The sequence below is a fragment of the Kitasatospora sp. NPDC036755 genome, assembly GCF_040636595.1.
GTDB lineage: Bacteria > Actinomycetota > Actinomycetes > Streptomycetales > Streptomycetaceae > Kitasatospora.
On sequence record NZ_JBEZUT010000086.1, the window covers coordinates 1 to 16,763 of the forward strand.

16 protein-coding genes are annotated in these 16,763 nt (G+C 74.9%); 5 read left to right on the plus strand and 11 right to left on the minus strand.

Annotated features, from left to right (window positions below):
- On the plus strand, nucleotides 1-1,582 hold a 1,582-nt coding region (locus AB0E96_RS15525; RefSeq protein WP_359823342.1), incomplete at its 5' end, for a hypothetical protein.
- A gap of 66 nt (nucleotides 1,583-1,648) precedes the next feature.
- Here AB0E96_RS15525 and AB0E96_RS15530 read toward each other — a convergent pair.
- The 5 genes from AB0E96_RS15530 to AB0E96_RS15550 form a co-directional block, all read right to left on the minus strand.
- Nucleotides 1,649-2,326, minus strand: a complete 678-nt coding sequence (locus AB0E96_RS15530) for a response regulator transcription factor (RefSeq protein WP_359823344.1) — start codon at nucleotides 2,324-2,326, stop codon at nucleotides 1,649-1,651.
- Entirely contained in the window at nucleotides 2,323-3,555 is a 1,233-nt protein-coding gene (locus AB0E96_RS15535) for a histidine kinase (RefSeq protein WP_359823406.1), read from the minus strand. The genes AB0E96_RS15530 and AB0E96_RS15535 overlap by 4 nt, the downstream gene beginning before the upstream one ends.
- A gap of 180 nt (nucleotides 3,556-3,735) precedes the next feature.
- Entirely contained in the window at nucleotides 3,736-4,584 is an 849-nt protein-coding gene (locus tag AB0E96_RS15540; RefSeq protein WP_359823346.1) for an ABC transporter permease, read from the minus strand.
- Nucleotides 4,581-5,579, minus strand: a complete 999-nt coding sequence (locus AB0E96_RS15545) for an ATP-binding cassette domain-containing protein (RefSeq protein WP_359823349.1) — start codon at nucleotides 5,577-5,579, stop codon at nucleotides 4,581-4,583. Before AB0E96_RS15545 ends, AB0E96_RS15540 begins: the two co-directional genes overlap by 4 nt.
- Before the next feature lie 161 nt (nucleotides 5,580-5,740).
- Nucleotides 5,741-7,090, minus strand: coding sequence for a deoxyribodipyrimidine photo-lyase (locus tag AB0E96_RS15550; protein ID WP_359823352.1), 1,350 nt, complete (start codon nucleotides 7,088-7,090; stop codon nucleotides 5,741-5,743).
- Nucleotides 7,091-7,266: 176 nt separating this feature from the next.
- On the opposite strand from AB0E96_RS15550, the gene AB0E96_RS15555 reads away from it, so the two are divergent.
- Nucleotides 7,267-8,250, plus strand: a complete 984-nt coding sequence (locus tag AB0E96_RS15555; protein WP_359823354.1) for an aldo/keto reductase — start codon at nucleotides 7,267-7,269, stop codon at nucleotides 8,248-8,250.
- 25 nt (nucleotides 8,251-8,275) lie between these two features.
- Here the strand turns inward: AB0E96_RS15555 and AB0E96_RS15560 are convergent, their stop codons facing one another.
- A complete protein-coding gene (locus tag AB0E96_RS15560; RefSeq protein ID WP_359823357.1) occupies nucleotides 8,276-8,569 on the minus strand; it encodes a hypothetical protein in 294 nt (97 codons plus the stop codon).
- A gap of 146 nt (nucleotides 8,570-8,715) precedes the next feature.
- Nucleotides 8,716-9,117, minus strand: a complete 402-nt coding sequence (locus AB0E96_RS15565; RefSeq protein ID WP_359823359.1) for an SsgA family sporulation/cell division regulator — start codon at nucleotides 9,115-9,117, stop codon at nucleotides 8,716-8,718.
- Nucleotides 9,118-9,488: 371 nt separating this feature from the next.
- On the opposite strand from AB0E96_RS15565, the gene AB0E96_RS15570 reads away from it, so the two are divergent.
- Nucleotides 9,489-9,965 carry a DNA starvation/stationary phase protection protein gene (locus AB0E96_RS15570; RefSeq protein WP_359823361.1) on the plus strand — a complete coding sequence of 159 codons (477 nt, stop codon included), beginning with the start codon at nucleotides 9,489-9,491 and terminating at the stop codon, nucleotides 9,963-9,965.
- 116 nt (nucleotides 9,966-10,081) lie between these two features.
- Here AB0E96_RS15570 and AB0E96_RS15575 read toward each other — a convergent pair whose 3' ends face one another.
- On the minus strand, nucleotides 10,082-10,333 hold the full coding sequence (locus AB0E96_RS15575; protein ID WP_359823363.1) for a hypothetical protein: 252 nt from the start codon (nucleotides 10,331-10,333) through the stop codon (nucleotides 10,082-10,084).
- 451 nt (nucleotides 10,334-10,784) lie between these two features.
- A complete protein-coding gene (locus AB0E96_RS15580) occupies nucleotides 10,785-11,444 on the minus strand; it encodes a DedA family protein (RefSeq protein WP_359823366.1) in 660 nt (219 codons plus the stop codon).
- Between the two features lie 226 nt (nucleotides 11,445-11,670).
- Between AB0E96_RS15580 and AB0E96_RS15585 the strand changes: the two genes are divergently transcribed.
- Nucleotides 11,671-12,888, plus strand: a complete 1,218-nt coding sequence (locus AB0E96_RS15585; protein ID WP_359823367.1) for a GNAT family N-acetyltransferase — start codon at nucleotides 11,671-11,673, stop codon at nucleotides 12,886-12,888.
- A gap of 463 nt (nucleotides 12,889-13,351) precedes the next feature.
- Here the strand turns inward: AB0E96_RS15585 and AB0E96_RS15590 are convergent, their stop codons facing one another.
- Complete coding sequence (locus tag AB0E96_RS15590; protein ID WP_359823370.1) at nucleotides 13,352-14,770, minus strand: hydrolytic protein; 1,419 nt, start codon at nucleotides 14,768-14,770, stop codon at nucleotides 13,352-13,354.
- 218 nt (nucleotides 14,771-14,988) lie between these two features.
- On the opposite strand from AB0E96_RS15590, the gene AB0E96_RS15595 reads away from it, so the two are divergent.
- The gene (locus tag AB0E96_RS15595; RefSeq protein ID WP_359823372.1) at nucleotides 14,989-15,723 is read left to right on the plus strand and encodes a LuxR C-terminal-related transcriptional regulator; all 735 of its coding nucleotides are present in this window, start codon (nucleotides 14,989-14,991) and stop codon (nucleotides 15,721-15,723) included.
- Between the two features lie 89 nt (nucleotides 15,724-15,812).
- Here the strand turns inward: AB0E96_RS15595 and AB0E96_RS15600 are convergent, their stop codons facing one another.
- The gene (locus AB0E96_RS15600; protein WP_359823374.1) at nucleotides 15,813-16,715 is read right to left on the minus strand and encodes a LysR family transcriptional regulator; all 903 of its coding nucleotides are present in this window, start codon (nucleotides 16,713-16,715) and stop codon (nucleotides 15,813-15,815) included.
- Between the last annotated feature and the right edge of the window lie 48 nt (nucleotides 16,716-16,763).

Consider the following 16,763-nt stretch of genomic DNA (forward strand, 5'->3'; position numbering starts at 1 on the left):
CCGGCCCGGGCAGCTGATCGACAGTCCGCCCACCCCGGCGGCCCCGCACGGCGCGCTGGTCGCCGTCACCGGCGCGCAGCCGGCCGCCGACGGGACGGTCGCCGTCACCACCCGCCCGGCCACCCTCCCCGAACTGCTCGGCGGCACCACCACCAACCTGCGCAGCGCCGTCAGCCCGAGCACCTTCCAGGTGCGGCCGCAGATCGGCGGCGTCCAGGTCACCACCGACCTCGGAGCCGCCTCCGGCCAGGGCACCGTGTCCGGCAGCCTGGGGCTGACCGCCGACGCCACCGTCCCGCTGCCCGACGGCGGTTCGGCGCGGCTCGCCGGCTCGGTCTCCCTCCACCCGGCCATCGACTTCTCCTACCAGGGCGGCCTCGGCGCGATCGACCCCCAGCAGGCCCGGGTCGGCTTCACCCTGGGCGCGCACGCGGACTGGCACGTCAGCGCGAACCTCACCGCGAACACCGGACCCGTCCGGATCCCCCTGGCCACCTACAGCGCCAGCCCCGTGGTCATGGTCGGCCCGCTGCCCGTCGTGATCAACCTGGCCTTCACCCTCTCCGCCGACGTCAGCGCCGACGGCACCGTCACCCTCGACGCCCAGCAGGCGTACGACGGCCAGTGGGGCGTCCACTCCGACTACGTCAAGGGCCCGGGCTGGACCACCACCACCGACCCGGGGAGCTCCACCGTCACCCCGCTGCGCCTGGACCTGAAGGGCTCCGCCTCCGCGAAGGCCGGCCTGCTCGCCGAGGGCTCGATCGCCCTGTACGACACGGTCGGCGTGAAGGCGTCCATCGAGCCGTACCTGCGGGCCGAGGTCAACGGCTCGATCGTCCTCGACGGCGCCGGTGCCACCCCGGCCGTCAACGGCACGGCGACCCTCTACGGCGGACTCGACATCAACGGGGCGCTGATGGCGAGGCTCGTCATCCTGGGCACCCCGGTCCTCTCGGCGGACCTGCCCTTCCTGGCCTTCCACCGCGAATGGCCGCTCGCCTCGGTGAGCGCCGGGCAGCCCCCGGTGCGCCTGGTGCGCTGGACGGCACTCAGCTCCGGGCTGTTCGACGACCCCCACTCCGACTACCTGAAGACCCGGCCGGACTGGGACCCGTACGCGCTCAAGGCCTCCTGCCCCGACGGCAGCCGGCTGATCGGGCTCAGCTACGGCGGCGACAACGGCCTGTGCACGGACGCCACCAGGCCGGACCTCTGGGACGCCGGCCGCTCGTACGTCGTCGACCACGGCGGCACCTACGTGACCGCCGACTGGGCGCCGGGCTACGCCAAGGCCCAGTGCCCGGCCGGATCGGTCGTGACCGGGTACAGCCGCAACGGCCGGACGATGGGCGCGCTGTGCGCCCGGTCCGCCGCGCCGCTCGGGACCTCCACCCGCACGCTGTGGTTCGAGAAGGGCGACAACCGCCCCGCGGCGGCCCGGGGCGGCGACTTCTCGTACGGCTTCGCCAAGGGCCAGTGCGCGGACGACGAGGTCGTCGCGGGCATGGCCTACAGCCAGCCCTGGTGGCAGCTGTGGGCGGCACGGCCGTCCGCGCTGCTCTGCCAGAAGCTCGCCTGATCCGGACGGACTGACCCGGACGGCCTGATCCGGACGGGCTGACCCGAACGGTCCGGCCCGCCGCCGTCAGAGCGGCGGGTTGGGCCGGGTCAGCCCGCGGTCGTAGGCGAAGATCACGGCCTGCACCCGGTCGCGGGCGCCGATCTTGGCCATCACCCGGCTGACGTGGGTCTTCACCGTCGACTCCGCGAGCACCAGGCGCCGGGCGATCTCGCCGTTGCTCCAGCCCCGGGCGACGGCCACCAGGATCTCCCGCTCGCGGTCGGTGAGGGCGTTCAGCCGGCTGTCCTCGACCGGCCCGGCCCCCGGCGGCCGGGTCGGCAGGTGGTGGGCGTACGCGTCGAGCAGGCGCCGGGTGACGGCCGGGGCGACGACGGCGTCCCCGCCCGCCACCGCGCGGATCCCGGACAGCAGCTCCTCCGGGCGGGCGTCCTTGAGGAGGAAGCCGCTGGCCCCGGCCCGCAGGGCGGAGTGGGCGTACTCGTCGAGGTCGAAGGTGGTCAGCACGAGGATGCGCGAGCGTCCGCCACTGGCGACGATCCGGCGGGTGGCCTCGATGCCGTCCATGCCGGGCATCCGGATGTCCATCAGCACGACGTCCGGCCGCAGGTCGGCGGTGAGCCGGACGGCCTCCGCGCCGTGCGCGGCCTCGCCGACCACCTCCGTGTCGGGCTGGCTCTCCAGCAGCATGCGGAAGCCGTACCGCTGCAACGGCTGGTCGTCCACGATGAGGAGGGTGGTCACGCGGGGCCGCCTGTCGGGTCGGGGGTGAGGTCCAGTACGGCCTCCACGGTCCATCCTGCCCCGGGCCCGGGGCCCGCGGTGACGGTGCCGCCGTACAGGGCCGCGCGCTCCCGGATGCCCGCGAGGCCGTGGCCCTCGCGCCGCGGCCGCCCGGGCGGGGGCGTTCCCTCGGGCGGGCCGCTGTCCCGCACCCGCACCCGCAGCCGGTCCTCCCCGGAGGTGAGGGTCACCTGGGCGCGGGTGGCGGGGCCGGCGTGCTTCAGGCTGTTGGTGAGCGACTCCTGGACGATGCGGTAGGCCATCAGCTGCACCCCGCGGTCCAGGCCGTCGAAGTCCCCGGCGGCCGTGTACACCACCTGGGGCCCGGCGGCGCGGATGCGCGCGCACAGCCCGTCGACGTCGGCGATGCCCGGCTGCGGGGTGAACTCGGCGGCCTCGTCGCCCTGGTCGCGCAGGACCCCGAGCATCCGCCGCAGCTCCCCGAGCGCCTGGCGGCTGGTGTCGCCGATCAGCAGCAGCGCCTCGCGCCCGCGTTCGGGGTTGGCCCCGGCCGCGTACGCGCCGCCGTCCGCGAGGGTGACGATCACGGACAGGTTGTGGCCGATGATGTCGTGCATCTCCCGGGCCACTCTGGTGCGCTCGGTGACGGCGGCCAGCCGGCTGCGCTGGTCCCGTTCGATCTCCAGCCGGGCCGCCCGCTCGCGCAGCCCGGCGAGCTGGGCCCGCCGGATCCGCACCGCGATGCCCAGGGCGACGGCCGCCGTGGTGGCGCTGAACAGGAAGAACAGCGCGTCGCCGACGGGCAGCCCCGAGGACACCTCCACGGCGACCAGGCCGGTCGCCGCGGCCATCGCCGCGCACGCCCACGCCAGGTGCCGCAGCCGGCCGTGCAGGGCCAGGCTGTAGAGGGCGACGAGCAGGGCGGCGTCGGCCCGCAGCGCCGCGCCCAGCGACCACTGGACGACGAAGACGGTCATGATCGCCGCGAACGCCGCCGTCGGGCGCCGCCGGCGCCACAGCAGGGGCAGCACCAGGCCCGCCTGCACGGCGAGCACCGCGGCCGGCGGCAGCCGGGTGAACCGGATCCGGTGCTCACGGGGGTGCTCGACCTCGGCGTGGAGGAGGTCCGGCAGGCAGAACAGCAGGACCACCCCGAGGACCACGGCGGCGTCCAGCACCCACGGGTGGGCGCGGTCGGCCTGCCGGATGCGCTGGCTCAGCCGGGCCATCCGGGCGAAGGCCGGATGTGCGGGGAACGGGTCGGGCACCGGCGGCGACGGGACCGGATCCCGGGTGTCGAGGCGGCTCACGGTCGTCACCTGTCGTTCGGGGCTCGTGCGTCGTTCGAGGACGGGGGTGGGACGGGAACGGTGCGGCACCCGGAGGACCGGGCGCCGCACCGGAGTCTGTCAGACGTCGCTGCGCACCAGCCGCACCGCTGCGCCCGCCAGCGCGAGCACCGTCCACAGCAGGAAGACCAGCAGCCCGGCGGTCGGGGACAGGGTGGTGGTGTCGTGGTGCAGGGCGAACATCGCCTCGCCCGCGTGGCTGGGCAGGTAGGGGCTGATGTGGCTCTGCCAGGACGTGGGGAGCAGCGAGACCAGACCGGGGACCAGCATCAGGGAGGCCACCAGCACCGAGATGCCGCCGGCCACGGAGCGCAGCAGCGCGCCCAGGGCGACGCCGATCACGCCGACCAGGGCGAGGTAGAGGCCCGCGCCCAGCAGGCCGCGCACGGCACCGGCGCTGGAGAGGTCCATCGCCACCCGGGTACCGGAGAGGATGCCGCTGTCGGCGAGGAAGGCGACGAACACGCCGACGGTGCCGAGCACCAGGGCGATCACGCCGTAGACGGCCGCCTTGGACCACAGGACCGGCAGCCGGCGGGGAACGGCGGCCAGGGTGGAGCGGATCATGCCGGTCGAGTACTCGCCCGCGGCGATCAGTACGCCGAGGACGCCGAGCGCCAGCTGGGCGAAGTTGGTGCCGAACAGGGAGAGGCTCAGGGCGGAGGCGTCGGCGAAGTCCCGGTCCATGTGCCGTCCGGAGTCGATCCTGGACTTGAACTGGACGGCGGCGATCAGACCGAAGGCGACCAGGAAGAGCAGGGCCAGGCCGAGGGTGATCCAGGTGGAGCGCAGGGACCACAGCTTCGCCCACTCCGAGCGCAGCACGCGGACGGCGGTCACCTTGTAGGCGGGGCGCGCCGGGCCGGGGCCGGCGGGCGCGGCGGTCTGGCTGGGTGCGAGGGTGCTCATGCCGCGCTCCTCGGGGTGTCGGTGGCAATGGCGGTGTCGGTGGCGGTGTCGGTGTCGGCGGTGGCGCGGCCGGCGGTGGCGCCGGCGGTGGTGCCGCCCTGGTACTCGACGGCGTCCCGGGTCAGGTCCATGAACGCCTCCTCCAGGGAGACGGTGCGGGTGGCGAGCTGGAACAGGGCGATGCCGTGCTCGGCGGCGGCCAGACCGATCTCGCGCGCGGTGCGGCCGGTGACGAGGAGCTCCTCGGAGCCGGAGCGCCCGGTGATCTCCACGCCGGGCCCGGCCAGCACGGTGCGCAGCGCGCCCGGGTCGGCGCAGGCCACCGTGACGGCGTCGCCGCCGGCCTGGCGGACCAGCTCCCGGACGGTGGTGTCGGCCAGCAGCCGGCCGCGTCCCACGATGATCAGGTGGTCCGCGACGAGGGCGACCTCGCTCATCAGGTGCGAGGAGACGAAGACGGTGCGGCCCTCGGCGGCGAGCGAGGTGAGGAGGTTGCGGATCCACAGGACGCCCTCGGGGTCGAGACCGTTGACCGGCTCGTCCAGCATCACCGTCGCCGGGTCGCCCAGCAGGGCGGCGGCGATCCCCAGCCGCTGGCCCATGCCGAGCGAGAACGCCCCGGCCCGCTTGCGCGCCACCGACCGCAGGCCGGTCAGCTCGATGACCTCCTCGACCCGGCGGCGCGGGATGCCGTGGGTGTGGGCCTGCGCCATCAGGTGGTTGAAGGCCGAGCGGCCCGGGTGGATCGACCTGGCCTCCAGCAGCGCGCCGACCTCCTGGAGCGGGGCGGCGTGCTCGGCGTAGCGGCGGCCGTTGACCCGCACCGAGCCGCCGGTCGGCGCGTCCAGTCCGACGATCATCCGCATGGTGGTGGACTTGCCCGCCCCGTTGGGCCCGAGGAAGCCGGTGACCGTACCCGGCCGGACCGTGAAGTCCAGCCGGTCGACGGCGGTCTTCTCCCCGTACCGCTTCGTCAGCTGGTGCGCCTCGATCATCGCTCGCCCTCCTGCTCGTGGGCCGGGCCCTCCCGGCCGCCGACACCTCCCACGCTAGGTTCGCGAGCGGGCCGGTCCGCGGTACCCGGGGCCCGTCCTCGCCGGAGCCGTGGTACCCGGGTACCACGCCGTGGCCACCGCCCGCAGGGCGCGCCCGGGGCTCAGTCCAGGCCCCGGCCCCGGCGGAACCGCTCCGTGAGGGCCTCCGGGGCGACGAGCGGGGCCGGGTAGCCGGGGACGGGGCCGAGCAGCCACGGGCGGTGCGCGGCCGGCCCGGACAGGTGGGCGAGTTCGGGCACCCAGCGGCGCACGTACGCCCCGTCCGGGTCGTAGCGGTCGGCCTGGCGCAGCGGGTTGAGCACCCGGTTGGGTCGGGTGTCGGTGCCGGTGCCCGCGACCCACTGCCAGTTCAGCTGGTTGTTCGCCACGTCCCCGTCGACCAGCAGCGACAGGAAGTGGGCGGCGCCGATCCGCCAGTCCAGGTACAGGTTCTTGGCGAGGAAGCCGGCCGTCAGCAGGCGGGCCCGGTTGTGCATCCAGCCCTCCTCGGCGAGCTGGCGCATCCCGGCGTCGACGATCGGGTAGCCGGTGCGGCCCCGCCGCCAGGCCTCGGCCTCCCGCTCGTCCCGGTGCCAGCGGTCGTCCCGGGCCCGGTAGTCGCGGTGCGCGGCGTCCGGGCGGGCGGCGAGGACCTGGTGGTGGAAGTCCCGCCAGGCGAGCTGCCGGACGAAGGCCCGCGCCCCCTCGCCGTCGTGCCGCAGCGCGCGTTCGACGAGCTCGGTGGGGGACAGGCAGCCGAAGTGCAGGTACGGGGAGAGCCGGGAGGTGGCGTCCCCGGCGAGGTCGTCGTGCACCTCGGCGTACGCGTCGACGTCCCAGCGCCGCCACTGCCGGCGGGCGGCGGACTCGCCCCCGGGCGGCAGCGCGGGCGAGAGCGGTCCCGTGAGCAGGAGGTTCTCGCTGCCGATGCCGTCCGGGGTGTCGATCGCCCGCGGCGCGCCCAGCACGGTGCGGCGGGGGGCCTGCTGCCAGGCCCGGTGGTACGGGGTGAAGACCGCGTAGTGGTCCTTCCCGGCCGGGGTGATCCGGCCCGGCGGGACGACCGTCACCGAGGCGTCGTGGACGTGCAGGCGGTCGCCGAGGGCCGCGCGCAGCCGTTCCTCCCGGCGGTGGGCGAAGCCGCTGACGCCCGCCGCGACGTGCACCGCGGCGGACCCGGTCGCGGCCCCGGTGGCGGCCTCGGCCTCGGCGGCGACCCGGGCGGTCTGCTCGGCGGGCTCGCCGCGGCGCACGATCAGCCGCGAACCGGTCCGGCGCAGCGAGGCGTCCAGGTCGGTGAGGCAGTCGGCCAGGAAGGCCTGCCGGTTGGACGCGGCGAAGCCGGCGGCCTCGACGGCCGGGTCCAGGACGAACAGCGGGACGACCCGCTCGGCCGTGGAGCGGGCGGCGTGCAGCACGGGGTTGTCGTTCAGCCGCAGGTCCTGGGTGAACAGGGCGATGGAGACGGTCACGGGCGGGGCCTCGCAGATGGTGCGGTGGGGGGTCAGGAAAGTGGTACCCGGGTGTTCGGAGCCGATCGCGCCGCGGATTGGTCCGAACGGCCCCGTCCTCCCGGTCGGCGGCGCCGGTACGGGAGGGCGCCGCGGAGGCGTGGTGCGCGGTGGCCGGCGCGTGAGAGGCTCGGCCCATGGAACAGCGCGTACTCGGCCGCACCGGCCGCCCCGTCTCGATCGTCGGACTCGGTACCTGGCAGCTCGGCGCCGACTGGGGGGACGTCCGGGAGGAGGACGCCCTGGCCGTGCTGGAGGCCTCGGTGGAAGCCGGCGTCACCCTCTTCGACACCGCCGACGTCTACGGCGACGGCCGCAGCGAGCGGCTGATCGGCCGCTTCCTGAAGGACCGGCCGGACGCCGGGGTGTTCGTCGCCACCAAGTTCGGCCGCCGGGCCGAGCAGCGGCCCGAGCACTACAACCTCGCCAACTTCCGTTCCTGGGCCGACCGTTCACGGGACAACCTGGGCGTGGACCGGCTCGACCTGGTGCAGCTGCACTGCCCGCCGACGCCCGTCTACTCCTCGGACGAGGTCTTCGACGCCCTGGACACCCTGGTCGAGGAGGGTCGGATCGCCTCCTACGGGGTGAGCGTGGAGACCTGCGCCGAGGCCCTGACCGCGATCGCCCGCCCGAACGTCGCGAGCGTGCAGATCATCCTGAACGCGTTCCGGCTCAAGCCGCTGGAGCGGGTGCTGCCCGCCGCCGAGGCCGCCGGGGTGGGGATCCTCGCCCGCGTGCCGCTGGCCTCGGGCCTGCTGTCCGGCCGGTACGACGCGAACACCGTCTTCGGCGCGGACGACCACCGCACCTACAACCGCCACGGCGAGTCCTTCGATCAGGGGGAGACCTTCTCCGGCGTGGACTACGCGACGGGCGTCGAGGCGGCGGCGGAGTTCGCCGGGCTCGCACCCGAGGGCGCGAGCGCGGCGCAGACGGCGCTGCGGTGGGTCACCCAGCAGCCGGGCGTGACGACGGTGATCCCCGGCGCCCGCAACGTGGCGCAGGCCCGGGCCAACGCGGCCGCCGGCGAGCTGCCGCCGCTGCCGGAGGCCACCCTGGCCGCGGTCCGCGACCTGTACGACCGGCGGATCCGGGCCCAGGTGCACGCCCGCTGGTGACGGCGGGCCCCGGAGCCCGCGGCCCTCACGAGGACCGTCGGGGCGGCCGCGCGTTCCGAGCCCGCCGGTCCGGGGACCGGCCCTCCTCGCGATCGGCGGGCTCCCGCTCCGAAGGGCGCGGACCGTCGCCGTCGGGCGTGCGCCAGGAGTCGGCGCGGGCCGCGGCCGCTCCTCTGCCCGGCCGCGGCCGTCGGCGGTTCAGGTGGTGGTTGCCCCAGGCGAGCGCGCCGATCAGCAGTACGGCGAGGGCCAGGGCGGGCACGGCGACCGCGATCAGGGACGGTCCGTCGGGCGTGGCCGTGGGCGGTGGGACGGGCATGGTCCGCTCCTCTCGTCGTGGTCCGGTCCTGGTGGTCCGGTCCTGGTGTTCGGGCCGCGGGCCCGGCCCCGGGGGGAGGACCGGGGCCGGGGCGCCGCGTGACGCCCGCCTACCCCGACCGCCCGGTGGCATGCCCCCGCTTCCGATCAGGGCAGCAGTCGGGCGAGAGCGGCGTCGATGTCCAGGTGCGCGGCCTCGGTGCCGGCCGGTACCAGGCGGAAGGAGTCCAGCAGGAACGCCGCCACGACCTCCGCGGGGACGCTGATCACGGCCCGTGCGGACGGGGACCGCAGGGTGATCAGCACCCGGCCCTCCGGCCCGGGGGAGACGGTCACGTCCCCGCAGCCGGTGGGGGCGTGCTGTCCCCGGTCCAGCAGCTCGCGCGCGAAGGTCCACCGGGCCCCGTCGTCCTCGCCGAGCGGGGGGAAGGCCAGGCACACCGCGTACGGCGAGGCTGTGTCGAACCGCAGCTGCGCCTCCACGGCCACGTCGGGGTACGGGCCCTCGGGCAGGGTGACGGCGGTGGACCAGGAGGTGGCGACGGTCATGCGGTGAACTCCCGTTCTGGCGTTGGCACCGGTCGGCCCCCCGGCCCGGACGGCCGGTGGCGGCAGCGCTCGGTTACCCGCCCGCCCGGGGCGTATTCCTCGCCCGCCGGCGCGAGCGCCCGCCCGGAGTGATCCGCCGATCGGGTGGTTTCCGGGGCGAGGGATCGGGCAGTCGCGGGACGATCCCGCCGCCCTGGCGGTCGTTCGTCCGCGCCCCGGCGCGGCCGGGCCCCGGAGACGCCGTGCCCGGCCGAGGCCGGGCCCCGTGCACCGGCCACCCGGACCGTACACGCGCCGACGGCCGGGCGGAGGGCCTCCACCACCCGTGCGGAGCCGGCCGACGGCTCCCCCCAACCGGAAGGATGTCAGCGATGGGCATCGTCATCAGCAGCCCGCTGCCGGAAGCCGAACGCAAGACGGTCGGGAACGCCCTCCAGGGCACCCTGGTCGACCTGCTGGACCTCTCCCTGGTGGCCAAGCAGGCGCACTGGAACCTCTACGGGCCCCGGTTCCGATCCGTCCACCTCCAGCTCGACGAAGTGGTGGCCACCGCGAGGGACTTCGCGGACCAGGTCGCCGAACGCGCGGCGGCGATCGGGGTCAGCCCGGACGGGCGGGCCGCCACGGTGGCCGCCACCAGCGGCCTGCCCGGCTTCCCCGAGGGCTGGACGGCGGACAAGGCGGTCGTCGAGCACCTGGTGACGGCGTTCGCCGCGGTCATCGGGCGCCTGCGGGTACACATCGAGGAGACCGGGCCGGCCGATCCGGTCAGCCAGGACCTGCTGATCGGCCTCACGGCGGAACTCGAGAAGCACAGCTGGATGTTCCAGGCCGAGAACCGGAGTTGAGAACCCCGGCCGCTCCGGCCGATCCGCCCCGGAAGACTCCCGAGCCCCGCCCCCGGCACAACGGTCGCCGGGGGCGGGGCTCGGGAGTCAGCGCGTACGGGTGACCGCGTGGAGCCTCACGGCGCCACGGTGTCCGCCGCGGGCGGCTCGGGCTCCTCGTCCTCGTCCGGCTGCCCCTTCCGCCGGACGTCGGCCGGGGTGGGCGCACTGATGGAGCGCTCCTCGGCGGAGCGCTCCCGGGCCCCGACCGGGCCCTCGGCCTTCGCCCGGACATCGCGCGGCGTCGGGGCCGTGATCGCACGCTCCTCGGCGGACCGTTCCCGCGTCGGCTCGTCCGGCTGCGCACCGTGGTCGTCGGATGTGGTCATGGGCTCGTTCCCCTTCCCGGGTTCTGGGCTTCGACGGATGGGATACCGGACGGCTGCCCCGGATGTGCGGTTTCGAACCGTTTCGAACCGTTTCGAACCGGGAGGGCGCTGCCGGACGGTCCCGGTCCCGCACGGCGCCGGTCGGTACGGCGGCGGCCGGCCCTCCGACCGTAACCCGGGTCCGGGAGCCGCGCCGCCGGACGTGACCGCGGCGCCACTGGCCCCCTCACGGGCCCCGTTCCCGGTGGCGGGGGGCGATCCGGGCGCCCACCAGGACGGGCCGTCGTGAGCCGGACTGCGCTGAAGAACGCCAGGACACCGGTGCCGTGCACCCGTGGCGCGGCCAGGAGCAGCGACGTGGTCACCAGCAGGACGACGATGCCGAGCGGCACCCGGGTGAGCCGGCGGAAGGCCAGGGCGGCCCGCTGCCGGGGCCCGGGACGCACCGTGCTCAAGGCCGCCGGTCCCGCCCGTCCCCGGGTTCCCGCTCGCCCCGTTCCTCGGCGCGGGCGGCGGACCTGCGGTGGCGCAGGTACCAGACGGCCAGGGCGACGACCACACCCGCGGCGATCACCAGCGCGAGGACCCGTCCGACGGTGCTCTCGACCCGGGTGTAGGCCGCCCCGGCGAAGTACCCGAGGAGGGTGAACCCGACACCCCAGAGGAGGCCGCCGAGGGCGTTGAACAGCAGGAACCGGCGATAGGGCATGCGGGACATGCCGGCCAGGGTCGGCACCATGGCGCGGAAGAAGGCGACGAAGCGGCCGAAGAAGACGGCGGCCGGCCCGCGCCGGCGGATCAGCTCCTGGGCCCGGTCGACCCGGCCGGCGTGGCGCCGCATCGGGCGGGTGTCGAGGATCCTCGGGCCGATGTGGCGGCCGATCTCGTAGCCGGCGGTGTCGCCGAGGACGGCCGCGCAGACGACGAACAGGATGATCCAGCCGAGGGAGATCCGGCCCTGCTGGGCGAGGAACCCGCCGAGCACGGCGGCGGTCTCACCGGGGACGACGAAGCTGAAGAACAGGGCGTCCTCGACGAACACGAGGCCCGCGACCACCAGGTACCCGACCGGGCCGGACAGACCGCTCAGCCACTCGGTGATCGAGTGCATCAGCCACCCCGTTCCGGACCGGCGCCCCTCTCCGCCTCAATGTAACGCCCCCCGCCCCCGGCGACCCGGTGGCCCCTCGCCCCCGCCGTCCTCGTCCCGCGTCGGGGCACGCATCGTGACCGGCTCCCCGCGGGTAATTCGGTTGACCGGGAGTGCCCGGTGCGGCTGCACTTCGGGGGGCGCCGCGCGATGCGGAGCCGGTGATCAGGGGAGGCAGCAGCACCACATGGAGATCCGTTCCACGACCGACAAGGACCTCGACGCTTTCGTCGGCACCTTCCACGCCGCGCTGGGGCGCTTCCCCGACGCCCCGAACGCGGACGGCGGCGGGGTCTGGTGGGCGGCGACCGAGATGGACCGCAACCTGCTCACCGTGACGGCGGACGGGCGCCCCGTCGGCACCGCCGGGGCGTACACCTTCGAGCTCACCCTGCCCGGCGGGGTCGTCGTCCCGACCTCCGGGGTCACGGCGGTCGGTGTCCTGCCCACCCACCGGCGCCAGGGCCTGCTCACCGCGATGATGCGGCGTCAGCTCGCCGACGTGCGGGAGCGGGGGGAGTTCCTCTCCGTGCTGCTGGCCTCCGAGGCCGGGATCTACGGCCGGTTCGGCTACGGTCAGGCGACGTACACCGGGCGGCTGACGGTCCAGCGCCACCGGGCCGCCTTCACCGCCCCTCGGGCGCGGCGGGCGGAGGGCGCCCCCGAGGCCGGTTCGGTGGAGCTGCTGCGGCGGGCCGAGTGCGGGGAGCTGGTGGAGCAGGTCTACGACCGCTACCGCCGGATCCAGCCCGGCGCGCTGTCCCGGCCGCGCCGATGGTGGGAGCTGGGGGCGGGTCAGGTCCCGATCGCCCCGACGCCGCGCTACGTCGCCGTCCACCGGGACGCCGACGGCACTCCGGACGGGTACGCCGCCTACTGGGTGGACGGGGACACCCTGACGGTGGACGAGACCGTCGCCGTCGACGACGCCGCGTACGCGGCGCTGGCCCGGTTCGCGCTCGGCCACGACCTGGTCGCCACGGTCGTGTTCCGGCACTGCGCGCCGGACCACCCGCTGCGCTGGCAGCTCGCCGACTACAACGCCGCCGAGAGCACGAACACCGACTGGCTCTGGGTGCGGCTGCTGGACGTGCCGCGCGCGCTGGCCGCGCGGGCCTGGTTCACGGACGGCGAGCTCGTGCTGGACGTCGACGACCCGTTCCTCGGCGAGCACCACCGGTACCTGCTGACCGTCCGGGGCGGGAAGGCCGAGTGCGTCCCGACCGACCGGGAGCCCGATCTGTCCCTGGACATCCGCGACTTGGGGGCGGTCTACCTCGGCGGCACCGCCCCGAGCACGCTCGTGCGGGCCGGGCACATCCGGGCCCACCGCCCCGGCGCGGCCGTCCTCGCCGACGCGCTGTTCCGCGCCGAGCGCGCGCCGCACTGCCTGCACTGGTTCTGATCCAACGCGCTGAATCCCGGGGCCCCGGTGGGCCGTAGCGCCGCCGTCGGACCGAAGCCGAACGCCGTCCCCGCCCGTACCAGGGCGGGGACGGCGTTCGGTTTTTCCGCGTTCGTCCCGACATGCCGTCAACAGCGAGCCCCGGGGCAGGGCTGACCGCCCGTGAGGGGAAGTCAGCTTGCCCGTGAGGGCAGGACGGTTGCCCTCGGCGGACAGACCCGGGGTGAGCTGCGGGTGAGTCGACTTTGTTCGTTCGGGTGCACTCTGCAACAGTGTCCGTCGGGTGTTGACATGGTCACGGGATGTGAGAGGGGGCGCGGGGGCGGGAATGCGGGGGACGGGGATTTCGGGGACGAACGGGGTACGGGCGCCCCACCGGTGTCAACGGGGCGATCGGCGCGCCCTTCCCGCCCGCGGCGCGCCCGGCGGCCGGGGGAGGGAAGGGCGTCCTGCGGGCGCCGGTTCAGTTGCCCTGTCGGATGTCGCTCAGCGTCCCGCTGACGTTGAGGAGTTCGTGGCAGCCGGGCGCCTGCTTGCCCGAGGCCGGGGTGCCCGGCACCTCGCAGGTCACGTTCGCCGTCACGGCCTGGTCCTCGGGGACCTGGATGGGGGTCACCCAGTGGTAGTCCTGGTTGCGGAAGGTCTCCAAGGCGATGGTGGTGATGGTCTTGTTGCCGGCCGTGATGGTCACCAGCCCCTGGTCGCCCTGGAAGTTGGCGACCACCAGGTCCGTGATGTCGAAGACCTTGCCGTGCGGCACCAGGTAACTGCCCGTCGCGGCAGCGCCGTTCGCCGTCTGCACGTCGATCGTGGCGGAGCTCTGCTGGCCGGTGCCCGGCACCGCCAGGCCGCCCGGGCCGGGGCCGCCCTGACTGCCCGGTCCGGTGGCCGGCTTCCCGGCGCCCGGCTTGGTCTGGCCGCCGGGGGTGTTCCCGGCGCCCGGCGCCGAGGGGTTGCCGTCGGCCGGAGCGCCCGCGGGCGGGGTCGGGGTGGCGATCTGCTGGGCGACGGCCTTCTCGGCGGCCTGCTTGGCGGACGTGCGCACCGCCGGACGGACCAGGGCGAACCAGGCCAGCAGCAGGGCGATCAGCAGGGCCAGCAGTGCGAGCAGCCACTTGGGGAAGATCGGCAGCTGGAGGAACTCGCCCTCCAGGACCGGCTTCAGGACCGGGTCGGCCGGGGTTTCGGGCTCGGGCTTCGGCGCCTTGTCCTCCGAGGCCTTGGCGTCCTTGCCGCTCTTGCCGTCCCTGGAGTCCTTGCCGTCCTTGCCGTCCGCCCGTTCCTCCGGGCCGACCGTGACCTCGAACGGCCAGGTCGCCGGCTTGCCGAACCAGATCAGCTTGCGGGTGCGCGCCTGCACCCGCACCTCCCCGGACTCGCCGGGCTCCAGGCGCAGCTTCTCCGGCGCGATCGCGAAGCGCAGGTCCTCGCCGGCCTGCCCGGGCGTGAACGCCACCGCGGCGGGCGCGTTCCCGAGGTTGCGCACCGAAGCCCGGTAGCGCCCGCGCAGCCAGCCGCGGCGGCGGCGCGGGGCGAGCGCGGCCCGCAGCTCGTGGAACGGCGTCACGGTGACGGTGGCCTCCGGGACGGCCACCAGATCGGGGCGTTCGACCGGAAGCACCCGGATGCCGAGCGGGAACTCGCCGGCCCGGGTGGAGGAGGAGCGCGGCGGAGCCAGCCGGACCGTCACCGTCTCGGAGGTCCCCGGATAGAGGGAGACCCGGGCGGGCTCGACCGTCGTCCATGCGGCGCAGTCGCCGACCGCCTCGAAGGTGTAGGCCTCAACGATGTCAAGATCGTTACGTACCGTCAGGGTCGTGGTGGCCACGCCACCGGGGGCCACCGTGAGTGCAGGCAGGCCGAGTTCGGCGGATGTGGTCATAGCGTGACGGTAGGGCCGTACGGCATCCGCGGAAGAGGGCCGTACGGGCAAGCTATGGGCACGCCCCTTGCCCGTACGGACCGGCCGAAGCCCCTCCCGGCGCCGCCGCAGGCCCTCACCGGCCGCGCGGGACCCGCCGCCCCCCACATTCCCCCGGCCGGCCCCGCCCCGCGGCGGCCGGCCGTCACCCTCGCAGGACCAGAGAAATGGAGTAGTCGATGACGTCGACCGATACAACCCGTGAGGAAGCCGTCACCGCACGCCGGATCGGAGCGGCCCCCCGCTCCGGCACCACCACCGCACCGCGCGTCCCCGAGCAGCTGCGCGGCAGGCGGGGCGTGCGGGTGGCGGTCTTCGCGGAGGACCTCATCCTGCAGACCGGCGTGATCCAACAGCTGCGCCAGCGGCCCGAGGTGGAGTTGCTCAGCGAGAGCGACGCCGGACGGGCGGAGGTCTCCCTGCTGGTCGTCGACGCGCTGACCGACACGGTCACCGAGCACCTGCGCCGGCTGCGGCTCGCCACCTCGGGCCGGATAGGCCTGGTGGTGGGGCACTTCGAGGCGGGCGGACTGCAGACCATCGTGGAGTGCGGCGTCGCGGCCGTCCTGCGCCGGTCGGAGGCCGACCAGGACCGGCTGGTGCACCTGATCACCGCGCTGGCGAACGGCGAAGGCGTGATGCCCGGCGACCTGCTGGGCGAACTGCTCGACCGGATCGGGATGTTGCAGCGCACCATGCTCGACGGGCGCGGCCTGACCCTCTCCACACTGACGGCACGGGAGGCCGAGATGCTGAAACTGGTGGCGGAGGGCTTCGACACCAGCGAGATCGCCACCAAGACCTCGTACTCCGAGCGCACGGTGAAGAACGTGCTCCACGAGATCATCACCCGACTGGGGCTGAGGAACCGGGCCCACGCGGTCGGCTACGCGATGCGCCGCGGCCTCATCTAGCGTGACGTGGTGCCTCGCCCAGCGTGGGCGAGGCACCGGCGCGCCCCGAAGCCGGGCTTCCCGTCGGCGACGACCTTGTGGATAGGGGGTCAGTCGACCGGCAGTTCGTCGCCCTCCCGGCGGGAGGGCGTGCCGAGCCGTGCGCGTGCGACCTCCTCCAGCGACCCGAGCAGCGGGTTGGGGTCGTCGGCACGCGTGACGAGCACGACCTGGCAGGGATCGATGTCGACGACGGGCGCCATGGCGATGTCCTCGCGCACCGCGGCCCGTCGGTCCCCGGCAGGGAAGATCGCGACGCAGTGGCCGGTGGCGACGAGTTCCAGCTTGTCCTCGTAGCTGTCGTCGATCGAGGGCGAGGGCGGTGCCGGTCGGCCGCCGACCGGCTTGGGCGTGCTCCAGAGGACCGGAGTACCGGCACAGGCCACCAGTTCCTCGTCCGCCAGGGCCCGCAGGCTGACGGAACCTCCGTTCGCCAGACGATGACCGGCGGGCATGACGAGCACCCGCGACTCCTCGTGGAGCGTGGTCACCCGAAAGCCGTCCGCGGGCAACGGCAGGGGGCCGTACGCGAGGAGGGCGTCGACCCGCCCCTCGGCGAGGGCGTGCGCGTCCCGCCAGTCGAGGTGCCGGGTGCGGACCAGGCCGTCGGGGTGCCGACGGCGCAGTTCCCGCACACAGTCGGTGACGACCAGGCCCTCGGCGTAGCCGACGGTGACGGAACGGGGCTGGACGGCCGCCCTGGCCGCGTGAGCGGCCCGGTCGGCCTCCTGGAGCAGGGCCCGGGCCCCGGAAAGGAAGGCCTGCCCGGCGTCGGTGAGGCTGGTGCCCTGCGGCGAGCGGTCGAAGAGCCGGACCCCGAGCTGAGCCTCCAGCCGCTGGATCTGGCGGCTCAGCGACGGCTGCGCCAGGTGCAGCTTGGCGGCGGCCCGGCCGAAGTTGCCGTACTCCGCCACGACCGTGAAACAGCGCACGAGCCGAAGATCGAAGTCCATCCGCCCAGGGTACGCCGCGGGCCGCCATGCGCCCGGGGCATGACGGCA

Bases quoted from the DNA above. Each gene is read 5' to 3' on its own strand.
- AB0E96_RS15560 (WP_359823357.1), bottom strand. From the start codon at position 8,569: ATGCCCGTCCCACCGCCCACGGCCACGCCCGACGGACCGTCCCTGATC.
- AB0E96_RS15580 (WP_359823366.1), bottom strand. From the start codon at position 11,444: ATGCACTCGATCACCGAGTGGCTGAGCGGTCTGTCCGGCCCGGTCGGG.
- AB0E96_RS15585 (WP_359823367.1), top strand. From the start codon at position 11,671: ATGGAGATCCGTTCCACGACCGACAAGGACCTCGACGCTTTCGTCGGC.
- AB0E96_RS15600 (WP_359823374.1), bottom strand. From the start codon at position 16,715: ATGGACTTCGATCTTCGGCTCGTGCGCTGTTTCACGGTCGTGGCGGAG.
- AB0E96_RS15535 (WP_359823406.1), bottom strand. From the start codon at position 3,555: ATGGCCCGGCTGAGCCAGCGCATCCGGCAGGCCGACCGCGCCCACCCG.
- AB0E96_RS15595 (WP_359823372.1), top strand. From the start codon at position 14,989: ATGACGTCGACCGATACAACCCGTGAGGAAGCCGTCACCGCACGCCGG.
- AB0E96_RS15590 (WP_359823370.1), bottom strand. From the start codon at position 14,770: ATGACCACATCCGCCGAACTCGGCCTGCCTGCACTCACGGTGGCCCCC.
- AB0E96_RS15565 (WP_359823359.1), bottom strand. From the start codon at position 9,117: ATGACCGTCGCCACCTCCTGGTCCACCGCCGTCACCCTGCCCGAGGGC.
- AB0E96_RS15540 (WP_359823346.1), bottom strand. From the start codon at position 4,584: ATGAGCACCCTCGCACCCAGCCAGACCGCCGCGCCCGCCGGCCCCGGC.
- AB0E96_RS15575 (WP_359823363.1), bottom strand. From the start codon at position 10,333: ATGACCACATCCGACGACCACGGTGCGCAGCCGGACGAGCCGACGCGG.
- AB0E96_RS15545 (WP_359823349.1), bottom strand. From the start codon at position 5,579: ATGATCGAGGCGCACCAGCTGACGAAGCGGTACGGGGAGAAGACCGCC.
- AB0E96_RS15570 (WP_359823361.1), top strand. From the start codon at position 9,489: ATGGGCATCGTCATCAGCAGCCCGCTGCCGGAAGCCGAACGCAAGACG.
- AB0E96_RS15555 (WP_359823354.1), top strand. From the start codon at position 7,267: ATGGAACAGCGCGTACTCGGCCGCACCGGCCGCCCCGTCTCGATCGTC.